This window comes from Fodinibius salsisoli (assembly GCF_026229185.1).
Lineage (GTDB): Bacteria > Bacteroidota > Rhodothermia > Balneolales > Balneolaceae > Fodinibius > Fodinibius salsisoli.
On the sequence record NZ_JAGGJA010000001.1, the window covers coordinates 104,361 to 120,274 of the forward strand.

General features: G+C 45.6%; 10 protein-coding genes. 1 reads left to right on the top strand and 9 read right to left on the bottom strand.

The window, feature by feature from the left end; all coding sequences use genetic code 11:
* Positions 1 to 10 precede the first annotated feature (10 nt).
* Complete coding sequence (locus tag J6I44_RS00365) at positions 11 to 3,175, bottom strand: DUF6298 domain-containing protein (protein ID WP_265764419.1); 3,165 nt, start codon at positions 3,173 to 3,175, stop codon at positions 11 to 13.
* 48 nt (positions 3,176 to 3,223) lie between these two features.
* Here J6I44_RS00365 and J6I44_RS00370 point away from each other — a divergent pair, with 48 nt between their 5' ends.
* Positions 3,224 to 3,379, top strand: coding sequence for a hypothetical protein (locus J6I44_RS00370; RefSeq protein WP_265763941.1), 156 nt, complete (start codon positions 3,224 to 3,226; stop codon positions 3,377 to 3,379).
* A gap of 32 nt (positions 3,380 to 3,411) precedes the next feature.
* Here J6I44_RS00370 and J6I44_RS00375 read toward each other — a convergent pair whose 3' ends face one another.
* The 8 genes from J6I44_RS00375 to J6I44_RS00410 form a co-directional block, all read right to left on the bottom strand.
* Positions 3,412 to 5,103: a hypothetical protein gene (locus J6I44_RS00375; protein WP_265763942.1), complete on the bottom strand. Its 1,692-nt coding sequence runs from the start codon at positions 5,101 to 5,103 to the stop codon at positions 3,412 to 3,414.
* 48 nt (positions 5,104 to 5,151) lie between these two features.
* Positions 5,152 to 6,093 carry a sugar phosphate isomerase/epimerase family protein gene (locus tag J6I44_RS00380; RefSeq protein ID WP_265763943.1) on the bottom strand — a complete coding sequence of 314 codons (942 nt, stop codon included), beginning with the start codon at positions 6,091 to 6,093 and terminating at the stop codon, positions 5,152 to 5,154.
* Between the two features lie 38 nt (positions 6,094 to 6,131).
* Positions 6,132 to 6,773, bottom strand: coding sequence for a DUF3826 domain-containing protein (locus J6I44_RS00385; protein ID WP_265763944.1), 642 nt, complete (start codon positions 6,771 to 6,773; stop codon positions 6,132 to 6,134).
* Between the two features lie 149 nt (positions 6,774 to 6,922).
* Positions 6,923 to 8,614, bottom strand: coding sequence for a hypothetical protein (locus J6I44_RS00390; RefSeq protein ID WP_265763945.1), 1,692 nt, complete (start codon positions 8,612 to 8,614; stop codon positions 6,923 to 6,925).
* A gap of 116 nt (positions 8,615 to 8,730) precedes the next feature.
* Complete coding sequence (locus J6I44_RS00395; protein ID WP_265763946.1) at positions 8,731 to 9,099, bottom strand: DUF4890 domain-containing protein; 369 nt, start codon at positions 9,097 to 9,099, stop codon at positions 8,731 to 8,733.
* A gap of 238 nt (positions 9,100 to 9,337) precedes the next feature.
* Positions 9,338 to 11,293 (bottom strand): RagB/SusD family nutrient uptake outer membrane protein, encoded by a 1,956-nt coding sequence (locus J6I44_RS00400; protein ID WP_265763947.1) that lies wholly within the window; start codon positions 11,291 to 11,293, stop codon positions 9,338 to 9,340.
* Positions 11,294 to 11,313: 20 nt separating this feature from the next.
* The gene (locus J6I44_RS00405; protein WP_265763948.1) at positions 11,314 to 14,523 is read right to left on the bottom strand and encodes a SusC/RagA family TonB-linked outer membrane protein; all 3,210 of its coding nucleotides are present in this window, start codon (positions 14,521 to 14,523) and stop codon (positions 11,314 to 11,316) included.
* A 445-nt stretch (positions 14,524 to 14,968) separates the two neighbouring features.
* The gene (locus tag J6I44_RS00410) at positions 14,969 to 15,871 is read right to left on the bottom strand and encodes a dihydrodipicolinate synthase family protein (protein WP_265763949.1); all 903 of its coding nucleotides are present in this window, start codon (positions 15,869 to 15,871) and stop codon (positions 14,969 to 14,971) included.
* Positions 15,872 to 15,914: the final 43 nt, after the last annotated feature.

Here is a 15,914-nt window from a genome sequence, read left to right on the forward strand (position 1 = left end):
TAGGTCATTCTTAATTTATATCGCTATCTATCCATATTATGGAGGGTGATGACGGGGCCTTGTCCAATTTCAGCGTTCCATCTTTCACCAAAGTTTCTTGCTCTTTCAGTATCTCTCCATTCTCAGGATCGATCCAGCTAATCGTGACTGACTCCACACTTGGATCTACCTCCAGCTGCCGGATACCCCGCGTTCGACTGTAAATAATGTATTCCTGTTTATCCCGGCTTAAAGCCCACTGCTGGTTTCCAAACTGCTGAACCGGCTGCATCGTAGCGGTATCGGTTAAAAATTCCTTGTTCTCCACTTCCGGGATAGAGGCCAGCGATCCGCCTGCCATAAACACCGCCCAGCCGAGATCAGGGTCTTTCCTCGCTGAATAGGTGACCGGTTTCTGTGGAAATTGTTGTCGGTATTCGGAAACCGCCCGGTAGACCTGTTCAAACGAAGTTGATCCGTATTCCACCAGCCGGGCATGCTGCCGGGGTGCCAAAAACTGTCCGCCTTTCGGAGCATATAAGCTGCCATCCTTGCGGTAGTGCCAGCGCCGAATATCAATCAGGTCAACGGTTTTGGCACGTTCCTTGTCGGCTAAAATGGCATCCTGAACGTCTTTGGTGACGCTTAACCCGATAAAGGCATCGTTCCCGGTCGCTTCTTCCCATTCCTGAATCGTATCAATCCAGAACTGAACAAAATGGAGCGGACCGGTGTATTCAGCACCAATAAACTGGATCACGTTGCTGTTTCCGGTAAAATTGGAAAGAGATTTTTTTATGTACGACTGGTGAAGGCTTCGCCGCTTGGGATGGGTAACATCATAAAACTGTTTGGACATAAAAATACGCTTATCGCCCGCGTAGTTCGGAGGCTCAGGGAAACCGGTATCGTTAATATTGTTGGCCGTTCGCCACGGGAAATCGGCCCAGTGGGCTCCGGCCTCCAGAATATTATGCTGAAAATAGTTCTGGTGGATCAGCATAATCCCTTCCCGCTCTGCCATATCTGCAAACTGATCGAGGCGATCCCAATACCAAGGATTGTATTTCGTTAGGTCGTACTTGCTGAGTCCATCCCAGGCTGTACCCTTTCCGCTGCGGGCAAAAGGCTGTTCATAAAAAGGAGCCCAGACATCCCCATCCATGCGCCGTACCCGCTGGTGATCGTCGCGGCGGCGCTCGTACCAAAGTCCATAATTATGATCCAGGGCCGCAACATTTTGCCGGTCAAATGTTTCTACAACCTGTTGCAGGCTGTCGGTAAGTCCGTACCCATAGTGACCCGGCACATAACGGGTTACATGAGGCGTCGCTTCCTTGGTCGCAAATGGACGCATTCCGCCCCGCCACCAGCGCACACCTTCCCTTCTCCCCATTAACACCTGTCCGTTCTGAACTAACCAGCCGTTTTTGACGGTAACTTTGGGAGCAGGAGGGTTCTTATCAGGGGCAGCCACATCCGATGGTTCTAATCTTTTCACTCCTGTGGCAGTTGTCGGAATAGGATTGCGTTCCGAAGCGTTGTCAATCCAGTCCTCCAACTGTGGAGCCGTCTCCATGGCAGCTGCAATTTGTTCAGCTGCCTGCTTTTTTGTGGGGCTTGTGTAAGATTTTGTGGTAATCGGCAGTAAATCCGCTCGACTCATGACCTGTTCTCCCAGCCGCTCCGAAAGCTGGGCATAATACAAACTGCGAGGATCCACATGATCATTGACATTTCCCCAGTAGCCGGAACCAGAATACTGTGACCACACTCCTATGGCCCAATTTTCAGCCGTGGGAGGCTTGGCGCAAGCAATCATTGCGGCGCTGCATTGCCAAACCATGCTGTTGGCGGCCGTCCAACCTGCTCCCCGGGCACCCTGACCGCGATTAGCCAGCCGCAGAGCATTACCTTTCACATTCACAATATCAAAAAGAGCTCCTGAAGCCCAGCTGTTGATCGTACCGCTAAAACTGTGGGGATGCATGGATGTTGCCTGAACAAAAGCGTTGAGTGTCGAAAGGTAACCGACTGCAAAATCATGGTAGCCATTTTCAGCATACAGGCGCTGAAAAAGCGTCTGCTGTCCCTTGGTCCAAAAGGTGTATCGTCGCTGACCACCTATCTCGGAGACAGGGTTCAGTGACTTGCTGTCTTCCACCGTGATACTTCGTCCGCTGCGGCGGACCAGCACCGCCGAACCCGCGAAGTGCTCAAATACGACCTGTCGCACCCAGGCATCCGCTACATTCTCCATCGTGATAGCCATCCAGCGGTGCGATTCATCTTTGGGATTATCCTTATCATAAGAAGAAACCAGTCGTATATTTTCAATGCCGACCTGGCGAATCCGTCCGGGCCAGAAATATTGGGCAATTGTTCCACCTCCGTAGGTGGAATCCAAGGCCGTGGTAATGGGGGCATCGATGAAAACGGTATCATCGTTAATCTTCGTAACTTTTCGATCCCAGACGATATCCCGTTCTCCGGGTTTCCAGCCAATCCAGTCTATATTACCGCCGAACTCCGCCATTCCCAGCTCCTCGATCCACTTTGCTGTGCTCGGGCGCCGAATTACAACCTGATCTCCTTCCTGGAACAGCTCCGGCTTTTCTACCGCAAATTGCATGGCATTGACCGGCACATACGGCTGAGAAACATCTACTTCCGTTCCTAATTTCCGATCTCCTTTTCCAACAATCCGAATCAATTCTTTTCGATCCTGACCGGCAGCCTCTATCACCGTCCCTTCCTTACTCATTCCGCTCCCTCTCAGTATTACACCAGAAGTTCTCAGAACAAGTTGTCCGGAAACCGAATAGGTGCCCTTTTCAAGCAAAACTGCTCCTCTCAGCCCCCTGTCATCAGCCGGGAGTGAGGCTACATAATCCAGGGCCGATTGGATACGCCGGGTATCATCTCCTTTCTTAAGCGGAACCACTATTTTGACAGGGGCATCGGGTATCGGCTCATTTCCTGCCATATATCCGGCATAGGAAAAGTCGGGCACCCGGTTGCCCTGGTCATCACGAGCGTACCCCAGTTCTCCATTCTCTTTGGAGAATACGGGGCTTTCTTGCTCCTGTGCTGATACCAACACGACATTTCCGAATACGAGTAGCCCGACCGCCAATGCAACAGGAAGCCATCCCGCAAAATATGATTTAATGGCTAATTTATATCTGACATTCATCAAAATTTAATCTCTTTGTAAACTGCTAATCCTGTAATTAAACGGACTTTGCAAAACCTAACTGTCATCCTGTCCGCCGGAGAAGGATCTCCCCTAAGAAGCTTTAGCCGTTATTTGGCCCCGAAAAATCGGGATCGGCAAGTGACAGCCTACGTAGCCACAGCTACTTCGGCGCAGTGGGCCTCAGAGCGACAAATTCGGTAGTTTGGCAAAGCCTTCATTAAGCGAGCGGCGTTTTAATTTCCCATGAGCTTGCCCTTCTCGGCCAGGGTATCATAATTATTATCCGGGTCCGTCCAGTCCACTTTTTTAGTGGGATCAATACCATTGATGTATTTCTCAATATTAGTATAGCCGTCGCCATTTATGTCACTGGTTGCATCGGACGGGTCATTGGGATCCAGACCGTACTTCTCTTCCCAATCGTCCGGCATCCCGTCGCTGTCTGAATCTGTATATGGCTCTCCGGTGTATTCCGGATATCCACCGACCTGGCTGATGTCCATGATGATCCCTTTCTTATAGGAGTCAGCCGGCAGGCGACGGTCAACAAACTCGCTTCCGGTATCCACGACCTTTCCTTCGGTATTGTTGATTTCTCCTGTTCGCACTTGCCTGACTATACGCTGGTCCACTTCATCTCTGCGGGGCAGGGTCGCTCCAGCATTTTCTAACACAAACTGATAGGCTTTCTCAGCCGGCATGACGGTCATATTCTCTGGCATCGGGAACGGCTTTTCCCGTTTCAAATAGGGAAAATACTTTTGGGCTTCTTCATACGACATATCATCCAACTGAACACCGCCTGCCCAGTTATTCTGGCTGACCTTCTCGTTACCGACAACGCGATTTCCATGCACATAGGCCCGTCCCCATACCAGGGAGTCGATATTTCCTCGTTCCGGTTCAATAATCCGATGCCGTACCGGATCATCTTCAGGCGTAATGGGACCGGGTTTATAATAATTGTTGACGATGTTGAACATCGAACGGTAATCTCCGCCATCAACAGAACGGTTCCACCAGTTAAAGAGCACATTATTCACAAAATTAAAATCGCCATGCATGCCTACCGAAGGGTTACGGCCTACGTTGTTGGCCCAGAGATTCCGCATGAACGTACTGTTATGTCCGCCAATCGTGCTTCCAAAAGCATGATTATAGGTATCAAGCCCCTCGGCTGAAATGGTATTTTGAATGGTAATATTGACGGTAGGCAGCTTTTTCCGTTCATGGCCAGTGTGAAAAATATTCCGATAAATAGAGAGGTTTTCGTCAAGTCCCCAGCTGGCCGACACATGATCAATCATAATATTGCCCACCGCGGGTCCTCCCAGTGCATCATCCCGACGGGTGACTTCGGTTTTACCTCTCCTGAATCGCATATGGCGGACGATCACATCGTGGGTATTAATTTTAACTGATTCCCCTGCAATACAAACACCATCACCCGGCGCTGACTGACCCGCAATAGTAAGATAAGGAGCTCGAATGTAGATCGGGCTTTTGAGCTTAATAATGCCGGAAACATTAAACACCACGATACGAGCTCCACCTGCTTCCACTGCTTCTCGGAAAGTCCCCGGACCACTATCCTTTAAACTTGTGACTACATAAACCTTTCCGCCTCGACCTCCCAGCGTGTACGCTCCCCCGCCTTCAGCACCGGGAAAAGCAGGTATTTCGGCCTGGGGAAGATGACTGGGCATCGAAGCATAAGGAAGGTAGGGCCTTCCATTCAACGCTTGGTCCATAACGGTGGGAAGCACTTCCTGCCAAATGCTATCCGAACGGCTTTCGACCTTCTCCATTTTGGCACCGGCCCGGGCTTCATGATCTTCAGGAATGGATGGATATTGCGCCTTAGCGGGTGGTCCTAAACTCACTATTCCAAAGAATAAGAGAACAGAAATAAAAAAGTATTTCATTGTGATCCGGTACGATTTCACTTTTAATTTTATCATTAACATTTCTGTTTAAATATCCGACTGAAATACAGATTTCATGTAAGCTGCATTTGCTCCATAATTCCCTTGTATATCATGAGGGTCATCTGCATTCCTGGAACGCTCCAACACCAGCCAACCGCTCCATCCCATATCATCAAGCGTCTTTTTAACTTTTTGCATGTTCAAACGCTGATTGTTCTCTAACAACACACCATCCTTATCGGTACAATGGATTTGACAAATACGGTCTTTGCCCAAAGTTCTAAGCTCCTTATGCAGATCTCTGCCCGCCTGTAGGGCATTGGCAAAATTGAAGTAGCTTTGGATAGCTGAAGACCCGATATCTTCCAACAATTCCACTTCCCTCTGCGCATCATAAGCGGTCTCAATACCAATGATTACCCCCGCTTTTTCTGCCTTTTCGGCTACTTTCTTTAACCTGTCAACAACCTTGGGTCGCAACTCCGGGTTCTTCACTAAATTACTTTGTACGCCCAGCGGTAAAAAAGCGACTTTGACTCCCATGGCCGTCATCGTATCAATGCAGTCCTGCACCATGCGCATGACGGTAGGTCGCTCTGCAAATGACTGTGCATAAAATCCGGACATGGCAATGGAGGAGATTTCCAAATCCAGGCTGGCAGCGGTATCTAAAAATTCCTTTCGCTTGGAAGCTTTGTCCAATTCGCTGTCAAATGTTTTGCGATCTCCCAGTCCACCCATATCCACTTCAACACCATTTACTCCAATCTTGTCGGCTATCGGGAAGGCATCTAAATCCTGTCGCTGGAGAATCATCCAGTCGCACACACCAATTTTATAGCGATAATCGGTACCAGACTGGTAAGGTCGGATCCCGGCCTGTGACCAACCGGGTATGGCTACCATTGATCCGGCTACTGAAAATGCAGCTGTTTTCAAAAAATCACTGCGGCTGATATTCCTTGCTTGCTTATCGTCTGTTCCCATGTTGCAAAATCTTAAAATTCAGGAGTAAAAGTGTATGGTTAGTCAAGGGTGTAGCCCTCGGCAGATAAATAATTGTTGATTTTCCCCTTATAGTCGTTAAAAATGTGGTGCTTCTGGTCAGATGAACCGGCATCCATGGCATATTCGCGCGCTTCAATGAGCCAGGCTTTTATTTTTGCCTCTTGTTTTGCCTCCAGATCCGGCAACTGCTCTAAATAGGCGTTGTAGGTTCTTTCAACCACATTGTAGGTCATACCATCCTTTACTTCATTGACCTGTTCAGCTGAAATTTCAGCGGTCAACTTTGCAAAAAACTGATTGTGTAGTGCATTTGTCTGCCGCTCCGCCTTAAGCCTGATTTCCCTACTCAACTGCTCGATCGTAGCTTGGTTTGCAAATTTATCTTCAATCATTTTGATTTGTGCATCCCGTGTATCCTGGATGGCACTTAAATCACGGTATTGCTGCGCTACGATTTGTATAACTTGTTGCTTCTTGTCTTTGGTCAAATCCATTTCTTTTACAATTCCGGCTGCTCGCTCTTCCGTAACTTTCACATATTCTTTGGGAAAGGTCTTTTCAGGAACGATCGTCTCTAATTCTTGAGCCATTACAGGGTAGGCCATAAGAACCAACAGTACTATAAGCAAAGAGTAAAATTTATGTTCGTGCTTCATCATCAGTGACTATTCTTTAGTTTCTCAGTTAAAAAATGTTTTAAAAATGGGGCAACCGGAAGCCCAGGATCAAAGCACCAGTTGCCCCTTGAAAAAGTCATGAAGCTAAACCATTTATTGGCTTGTCATGACTGTGATCGTAAGGCTCAATATCAATCCATATGGCCTAAAAGCCCTCCATTTTCTTCCTTATCAGCCAGCGTGTCAAAGTTGTTGGAAGGCTTGGTCCAGTCTTTTTTTGTTTCCGGGTTAATTCCGTTGATATACATTTCGATATTTGTATATCCGTCTCCATTTATATCCCCGTTGGCATCTGATGGATCATTGGGATCAAGTCCATATTTCTCTTCCCAGGCATCAGGCATGCCATCGCTGTCAGAGTCGGTGTAAGACTCTCCCTCATATTCAGAATATCCGCCCACCTGCCGGATGTCTGTGATAATTCCTTTTTTGTAAGATTCGGGGCCTAACCGACGATGTTCAAACTGGTAAAACTCGTCGGGATTGAGCCCTTCCTGGTATTCTATTTCACCGGTTCTGACCTGCCGGATAATACGCTGATCCACTTCATCCCTGCGGGGCAGGGTTGCTCCAGCATTATCGAGCACATACTTGTAGGCTTTTCGGGCCGGCAGTACGTTGACAGGAGCCATCGGGAACGGGCTTTTAGCCCGGATATTGGGGAAATAGGCCGTGGATTCCCAGTAGGTCATCAGCTCGCCGTCTTTACCTTCAATCTGAACACCTCCATCCCAATTATTTTCTGTAACGCCTTCATATCCTTCCATAACATTCCCGGAAACGTATGCACGTCCAAAGGTCATGTAATCAAGATCACTGCGTCCCGCTTCGGGCTTAAGAATACGATGGCCGACTGGCTCATCCGACGGAGTAACAGGACCCGGTTTATAATAATTATTTATAATGTTGAAGGTGGCCTTATAGTCTCCGCCGTCCGTCGTTCGGTGCCTCCAGTTGAAAACGACATTATTGACGAAGTTAAATAGTCCATTCCAGCCAATCGATGGATTACGTCCCGCATTGGAGGCCCATAAATTGCGTACAAAAGTACAATTTTCGCCCCCCAGGGTACTACCCAAAGAATGGTTGTAGGTATCAAGGGCTTCGGCAAAAATACTGTTCTGGATGGTTATATTTACGGTGGGCAACTTTTCTTCATCATAACCAGCCCCAGGCAAATAATTATGTCTATACATCGACATATTTTCATCCAGTCCCCAGCTAGCAGATACATGATCAATCATAATGTTCCCAATAGGATTTCCTCCAATAGAATCATCGCGCCGGCCTACGTCGGTTTCTCCCCGACGAAAACGCATGTGACGGATGACCACATCGTGGGTATTGACCCAAACCGTTTCTCCAGCGACGACAACGCCATCTCCGGGAGCCGTTTGACCGGCGATGGTTACATAAGGGGCTTTAACGATTAAGGGTTTCTCCAGGCGAATGATACCCGAAACATTAAAGACCACAATGCGGGGCCCCACGGCTTCAAGCGCCTCCCGTAAGGTACCCGGACCGCTATCTTTGAGGCTAGTTACCGTATACACCTCTCCGCCGCGACCGCCAAAAGAATAGGCGCCCCCACCTTCTGCTCCCGGAAATGCAGGAATTTCAGCTTGGGATAAATCATTGGGATCGGACGCCCAAGGAATAAAAGGCTTTCCATTAGCCTCCAGACTATCTCTGAGTTCTTTTGCCGCTTCCCATTTGGCATTCACGCTGGCCCATGCTTCCTGCTTGGCCCGCTCTGCCCTTTCCCGCGCTTCACTCGGCACATCAGGATATTGGCCATAAGCAGGTTCCGTAAAACTGACCATACTTAAGGCTAAAAAAAATAATATGAACCCACACTTACTTCGGATATCTGCTAAAAACATGAATAAATCTATCCTTAAACCGGTTTATTTTTGGATGTAACTTCTTCGCTCTTCTATCAGTTATTGCCTGTATTTCTTATACGATTATTAAGAGCATTAAACTTTTGAAACTGCTGCTCATTCAAAATTCCTTCCAGTTTTTGGGCCCTTGCCCTGGTGAGCTCCTTCATTTTTTCGACCCTGTCGAAAAAGCCCAGATCCTCATTTTCCAGCAGCTCTTTTTCTTTCTTGGCCAATCGTACATTTAAGTCTAATACCTTTTGCTTCTGTTCCTCAGATAAATCAAGCCGTTCTGCCATAACATTACTCATACGTTGAGCCTGCCGCTCCGGGGTAGGTACATCTGCTAACTGCCCAAAAGCAACGCCGACATTCAAAGCCAGCATTATTAAGAGGAAAGACAGTGTTCTTTTAATCTTTTTCATTTTACTATAAACTGTGATCATTTTTCTACTTAGAACCAGCAACGCTTCGCAGTTCTGCCTCAATTAATGTGGATTTATCCCATTATGAAACTTTCATCTGATACTGATGATGTTTATCTGATCAGCAAAGAGTTCGGCAAGCAGTAATGTAGGCTTGCCGAACCTTAATTTGCTGTATTGTCTCTTTAACATCAGGATTAAATTATTCTCTACCTTCAATGGCAGCTGAGCCTTTTCCCTATTGTTCAGCGAGGGGGTCAAAGGTTCCACCCCAGCCTTCAGTCTGTTCTAAATACGGGTTAGTATCCATCAATTCCTGATAAATGCCCAGGAAATAAAACTCATTATACCATTGGAAAGTCCAGTTGTTGTCCGTAGGATCCAGATCGTCACGAACGGCAACACGGAAATAATTATCCCGTAACCATTCCGAATATTCATCCTGATTGTTAATCCCTTCAGGGTATTCATCGGGCTCACGGCTTACTACCGGCGCATTTTCGCCCTCAAACGGATCATCAGAACCCACATAATCATTACCTTCGCCATCTTGGGCAATAAAGTAGAAACCGGTTCTTCGAGTACCTTGGATAGGTTCGATTCCCAGACGACTGCAGGTTCCAAAGTCATCATTGAACAGCATCCACCGTTTTAGTGTGTAATACCGCTTATTCCTTTCATAGGCAAACTCTACTTGTCGTTCTTTTACAACGGCACCTAACAAACCATCCCGAGAATTTACATTGGCCAGCCCGTAGCTACCGTCCATATTCTCTATACCGGCACGTTCACGGATGTCCATAATCCCCTGCTTTCCCTCTTGCAGTTTTCCTGCACCAATGGCGGATTCTGCGAGATTCAGTACCACTTCGGCGAAGCGTAACTCGATATAGTCATTACCAGAGGCTGTGAAAAAGTCGTCATTAGAAGAGTTTGCTGTGGTCATCTTTTTGACATAGAAACCACTATTATTTGCAGCATCACCCGTATTTTCATTCGGTGCTTCTAAGCCTTCTTCACCAAACCAGGTATAATTCCAGGAGCGGTACTCTGGATCTTGCTCGTACGCAAATTCATCTCCGGTAAAAACAAAAGTAGCATAAAAGCGTGGATCCCGGTCCTTATAAAAGGTTTGCAAATCGTATTCATAATTTGGAGACTCGCCCGGCTGCCTCCCGTCTTTCATCGGGAATGCATCTACCGTTTGCTTTGTAGGTTTTAACTGGTTAAAAGAATTTTGATCACTGGGTCGTGTAACCGTCTCCCAACCGCTGTTCATCTGTATCTGGTCCTGGGTATTATTATTAAAACCCCATACCCAAACAGCTTCCGGATTATTTACTTCTTCGCTCCAGATATCTCCCCAGTCGCCCTGATATAACCCAAATCCATTAGCCTCCAAAATTTCTTTCGCTTCTTTATTAGCCTCGTAGGCCGCTTCCCACCTTGCCCGATCGTCGTTTCGGTTAAATTGCGGACTTGCCCACAACAAGGCAGCGCGTCCTTTTAAAGCCGCTGCCGTTCCGCTGGTTACGCGGCCCCAGTCCGATGCATCTTCCCATCTTCCCGGAAGCAGCTCCTTGGCTTTATCCAAATCCGACATTGCCTGCTCTAAGGTTTCTTTTGCAGAGCTTCTGGGCGTTTCTCCCGCGGGATCTACAATCGGATTTTTGGGTTCCAACTCAATGGGCACCCCACCATACCAGCTTGCCAAATCGAAATACTGAAATCCTCTCCAAAAATACATCTGTCCCTTCAGGCGATTTTTTGTTTCCTCATCCATCGTATCGTATTTGTCGACATTGGTGAGGAACAGGTTAATTTGACGTATCCGGGTGTACGTAGTATTTCGAACCCTGTTTTCCATCTTGCGACCAATATAATCCCAGGCATGGTACTCACTCGGTGAGATCTCTGCCCACTCTTGATTCCACCGGCTTTCTCCATAGGCTTCATCACTGGTTTGCATTAAATCATCATTATGTGAATGAATATAAAACCATTGCGGCGCATTCCCATCCGAAGGAAGGAACTGACCATATATATAATCCACATAGGCTGTGGCCCGTAAAGGATCTTTAAAGACTTCTTCGTTTGAGCCCGTATAGTCTTCTTTTGCTGACAGAAAGCTGTCATCACAAGACATCACTGCTACTAATGAGACCAATAAAAGTACTATATTAAATTTTTTCATTGTTCTGATATTTGTATGTATTAAGGTCGAAGAGTTATGCCAAGAGAAAAGGTTCTCAAAGTAGGATAGTTTTCCCATGATCCACTTGCACCTTTATAAGAATACGGATTTACAAAGTTGATTGGGTTTAGCCCTGTTAAATTCACTTTAAGGCTTGACAGGTTCAGCTTTTCTGCGGTTTCCGTTGGCATTGAATAGCTCAAGTTGAAGTTTCGCACTCCAAATCGGAAACTACTCACTCGCCAAAAATCTGATGGTCTATTATAGATATTGTCATAATATGGATTGGGCATAGTACCATCCGGGTTCAGTTCCGGGTCATAGACATCGTTCCATATTTTAGGTACACTTTGAAAGTTTTGACGGATATCTGATTCTAAACGGGCGTCTCTGGCATCGATATCATCAAAGCCACCCCATGAAATCCCCATATTCGCATTAAAGCTCAGGTTCTTGTAAGCAAATTTTACGGTTGTCCCAATACCAACACTACTGTTGGGACTTTCTAACTGAACCTGGTCATTTCGATCAATAATGCCATCGGGACCGGCGAATTCACCGTCACCCAAATGTTCTCCCCGCACATCCCGGTAATAGAGCATGCCCGGCTTTAAGTTATCTGCTGTTACACCAAATACTTGCTCAATATTATATTTGCTAACATACTCATCAATATCACTTTGGTTTTTAAACATACCCAGGTAATCATAGCCCCAGGTACCAACATCACTGGACTGACCGGGACCTGCTCTCCAGGGAAGGACAGAATTTTCATCAAAGTCGCCAACAAGTACTTTGTTGGTACTCCATCCTGTCTGTAAATCAATGCCATAAGAGATATCATTTCCTACGGCTCCTTCCCAGCCTACAGAAATGTCACCGCCCCAGAAGTTTGCTTCTCCATAATTTTCAGCCGCTACCGAGCCTCCAATCGAAAATGGGACAGCTCCTGTTCGCTCAAGAAGCATATTTCTTCCTTTATTGTAGAAGGCATTGATGCTTACAGATAATCGGTCATCTAAAAAGCGCGCATCGATCCCGAGGTTGTTTTTATAATCATCGCTCCAGGTAGCATCACGATTGGGTGATACTTCCATCTTCATACCGTCAGAGGTACGGTTATTGCCTCCAAATACAGCTCCTTGTCCTTTTTGGAAGGTAAATCGTTGCCGCCATTGCCAGGGACGGGTATCATCCTTCCCTAATTTACCGTGCGAGTAGCGAATCTTTAAAAAGTCAATCACATCAGAGTTGAAAAAGGATTCGTTGGATATAATCCAACCACCCGAAATGGAGTAGAAATGTCCCCAGTAGTTTTCCGGTGCAAACTTTGTAGAGGCGTCGGTTCGATATAAAAATTCGGCTAAATATCGCTCATTATATTGATAATTCACTCGTCCTACATAAGAAAGCGATCCTGACTCATAACCAAAGGTATAACCATCGATGTTTCCAAAAGCTGTATTGAAGTGACCATTAGAACCCGGAGCCACTTCTTCTTTTCTAACTCGTTCTCTTGAGCTTTCAGACTCCGCTCTTTCTATAGTTGCTAATGCACTAAAATTATGTCTTCCCAATGTTTTCTCATAAGTCCCAGTGAAGTTATACTGTTCAGATAAATTGTTTGAATTCGAATAAAAAATTCGATTGCCATTGCTCACTTCTTCACTCCCGATCATCTCGGCATTCTCATCATATATGTGCCCGTTTTCTCCAGATTGAGCAAAGTCGTACACGGAATACACTTGACCTAACTGACTTCCTCTTCCACTGCCCATACTTCGTCCATATGAACCTTTAAGCCGTAATCCATCAATAAAAGGAACTTCATATTCGGCACTTACATTAACAGCTATATTTTGGCCTTTATCTTTTGCATAGTTATTCATATTCCGGATTGCAAAATAATGATAGCCTGCCAGGCGATCGTTTCCAGGCAACTGTACCGGTAACCCTTGGATATGTGTAGGTATGTATCGTGGGGCTCTCAGCAGATTATTATAATCATCCTCCTGATCTTCACCGGCTACCTTGTTGAAAGTGGTTGACTGGTTTGAATAGTTACCAGAAACTTGCAGATTTGCCCTTAATCCACTGGCTACTGTTATGTTGCTTCCAGCCCGAAACGTCCACTTATCGTAATTGACCTCGCTTAAGTTTCCTGTCTGCTTGTAATAAGAGACTCCACCGAAATAGGTTGCTCTCTGTGATCCACCACTTACATTTAATGAGTGTCGTTGCGTAGTAGACGCGGACCAAGCCTTATCAAGCCAGTCATAATCAATGGTTCCAAAGTGAGAAATCTCATCATCTGAGAAGAAATAATTGTCACTGCCTGAGACGCCCCGCTCCTGATTTGCTCCATTAGGACCGTTCATGATATTAATATATCGGGCAAATTCAGCAGCATTCAGCATTTTTGTTCGCTCCTGTTCATCGCTTATCCCATAGGAACCACTATAGGTAAACCGTGGCGCTCCTTCATGGCCTTGCTTTGTTTCAATCACGACTACTCCATTAGCAGCCCGCGAACCATAGACAGCAGCAGCTGCATCTTTTAAGATACTCACGCTTTCGACCTCAGAGGGATCTAATGAATTAAACAAACTATTGTCATTTCTTCCCTGCGAATCAATTTGCAGAATTCCATCAATCACATATAACGGCTGGTTATTCCCCCCATCCTTTGACATGGACATGGGGTTCCTAATTGTCATGATTGGTTTTGAACCCGGCCTTGCTGAACCTCCGGAAAAGTTTACTCCCGGCAACCTTCCCTGTATGGCAGTCGCCAAGTCACCTACCGGCAGCTCATTGACCTCATTCATGTCTATTGTTTCGACTGCACCGGTCAAATGTTCTTGTTTTTGCTCGGCATAACCAACAACAACCATCTCGTCTTCGGAAAGTACCTGAGGTTGCAGTCCCACACTGATCTCTGTTCGGCCATTAAGAGGTACCTCCCTTGTTTCATAACCGATATACGAAAAGATAAGAGTATCGCTAGAAGAGGGAACATTCTCTATAAAATTACCAGAGGCATCGCTGCTGGTTCCTATATTTGTACCCTTCACTAATATATTAACTCCTGCTAACACATCATTGGTTTCAGAATCGTATACGTTTCCGGAAACCGTCACATCCTGAGCACTTAGCTTTGGGGTCAGTACCATAAAACCCAAAAACAAAACCAAGCATCCCTTTATTACTATTTGGCTTAATCTATCCATATTTAAACTCCCATTATTTACAACTAACAGATTTAATTTTAATGTGCAATCGTTTGCACTACTGCTTAAAAAAAATCCCTTTCTTTAATAAAAAGAAGAAAATTATTTCATCTGTTTTCAATAAAATGGAAATCATTTTAAATATCAAATTTTTATTTATATATAAATTTATGCGCATAATCCTTTCCTAATACCAGTAATCTGGGAAATAAAATATCTGAAAGGAGCAGTAGAACGATGTATTGGCCCCATTAAAGCCAATACTTTGCTACGAATTGTTCCGACACGGGTTTTCCCACCGCCTATACTAAAATCGATCGATGGAAAAAATTTACTTAATATTGGATGACCTTTACCCTTTTCATAAAAGTCACCCAAAAGTCTATTATGCTAAAATTTACGTTGGGCTTCAAAGTTTACGCTGCATAAGCTCTCCCTATTCTTTCTATGCATATTCTGACAAAAACTGCTTAATTTTTCCGGCCTTTTCATCAGAAACCTTCATCAATGGTTTTTCAACATATTCTTCACAAACATTTAGACAAGACAATGCTTTTTTGATTCCACTAATTACGTTACCCGAGCTATTATCACTTCCACTATAAACCACACTACTCAATTTCATTATCCTTTCGTGTAATTTTGATGCTTCGTCCAAATTTCCTTCTTGGATGTTCTTGTAAAGGCCCACGTAAAGCTCTGGAAAAATATTGGCTCCACCAGAGACGCCCCCTTGTCCTCCCATCACCAGTGATTTCATTAGAAGCTCCTCGGGCCCAATCAATAAAGGCAAACCCTTGTTATTTACCAGCTGTCTGACCCTGTTAAAATAGTCCATATCCCCAGAACTGTCTTTAACGCCTATCACTCCGGGCAACTCCAGCAATTTAGCTAACGTATCCAGCCCAAAATGGGTCTTGGTCAAGCCTGGATAATTATATAAAAATACCGGAAGAGAAACTTCATTGACCAGCTGCTGCATATGACGATAAAGCTCTTCCTGGGTTATTTGGAGGTAAAAAGGAGGAGCCGCCACAACCGCCTCAGCTCCATATTCCCGGGACTTTTCCGCTATGTAAACGGATTGATCGTAAGAAGAATCCGAAATACCGACTAATACAGGAACTCTTCCATCCACCTGCCTGCAAACGCGCTTAATGAGTTCCTCTCGCAGATGGTAAGACAGGCTTGGACCTTCGCCTGTGGTTCCCAATATAAACAAACCGTTTACTCCTCCTTCAATAAGGTGATTCAGGAGCTTTTCCAGTCCCCGCACATCCAGTTTGCCATTTTTTTGCAATGGGGTAACCATCGGCGGAATTATGCCTTCAAACTTATTTACTTTCATCGATTGTTGACTTCTTCAGTTGTGTTACGATTCCTTCTTATGC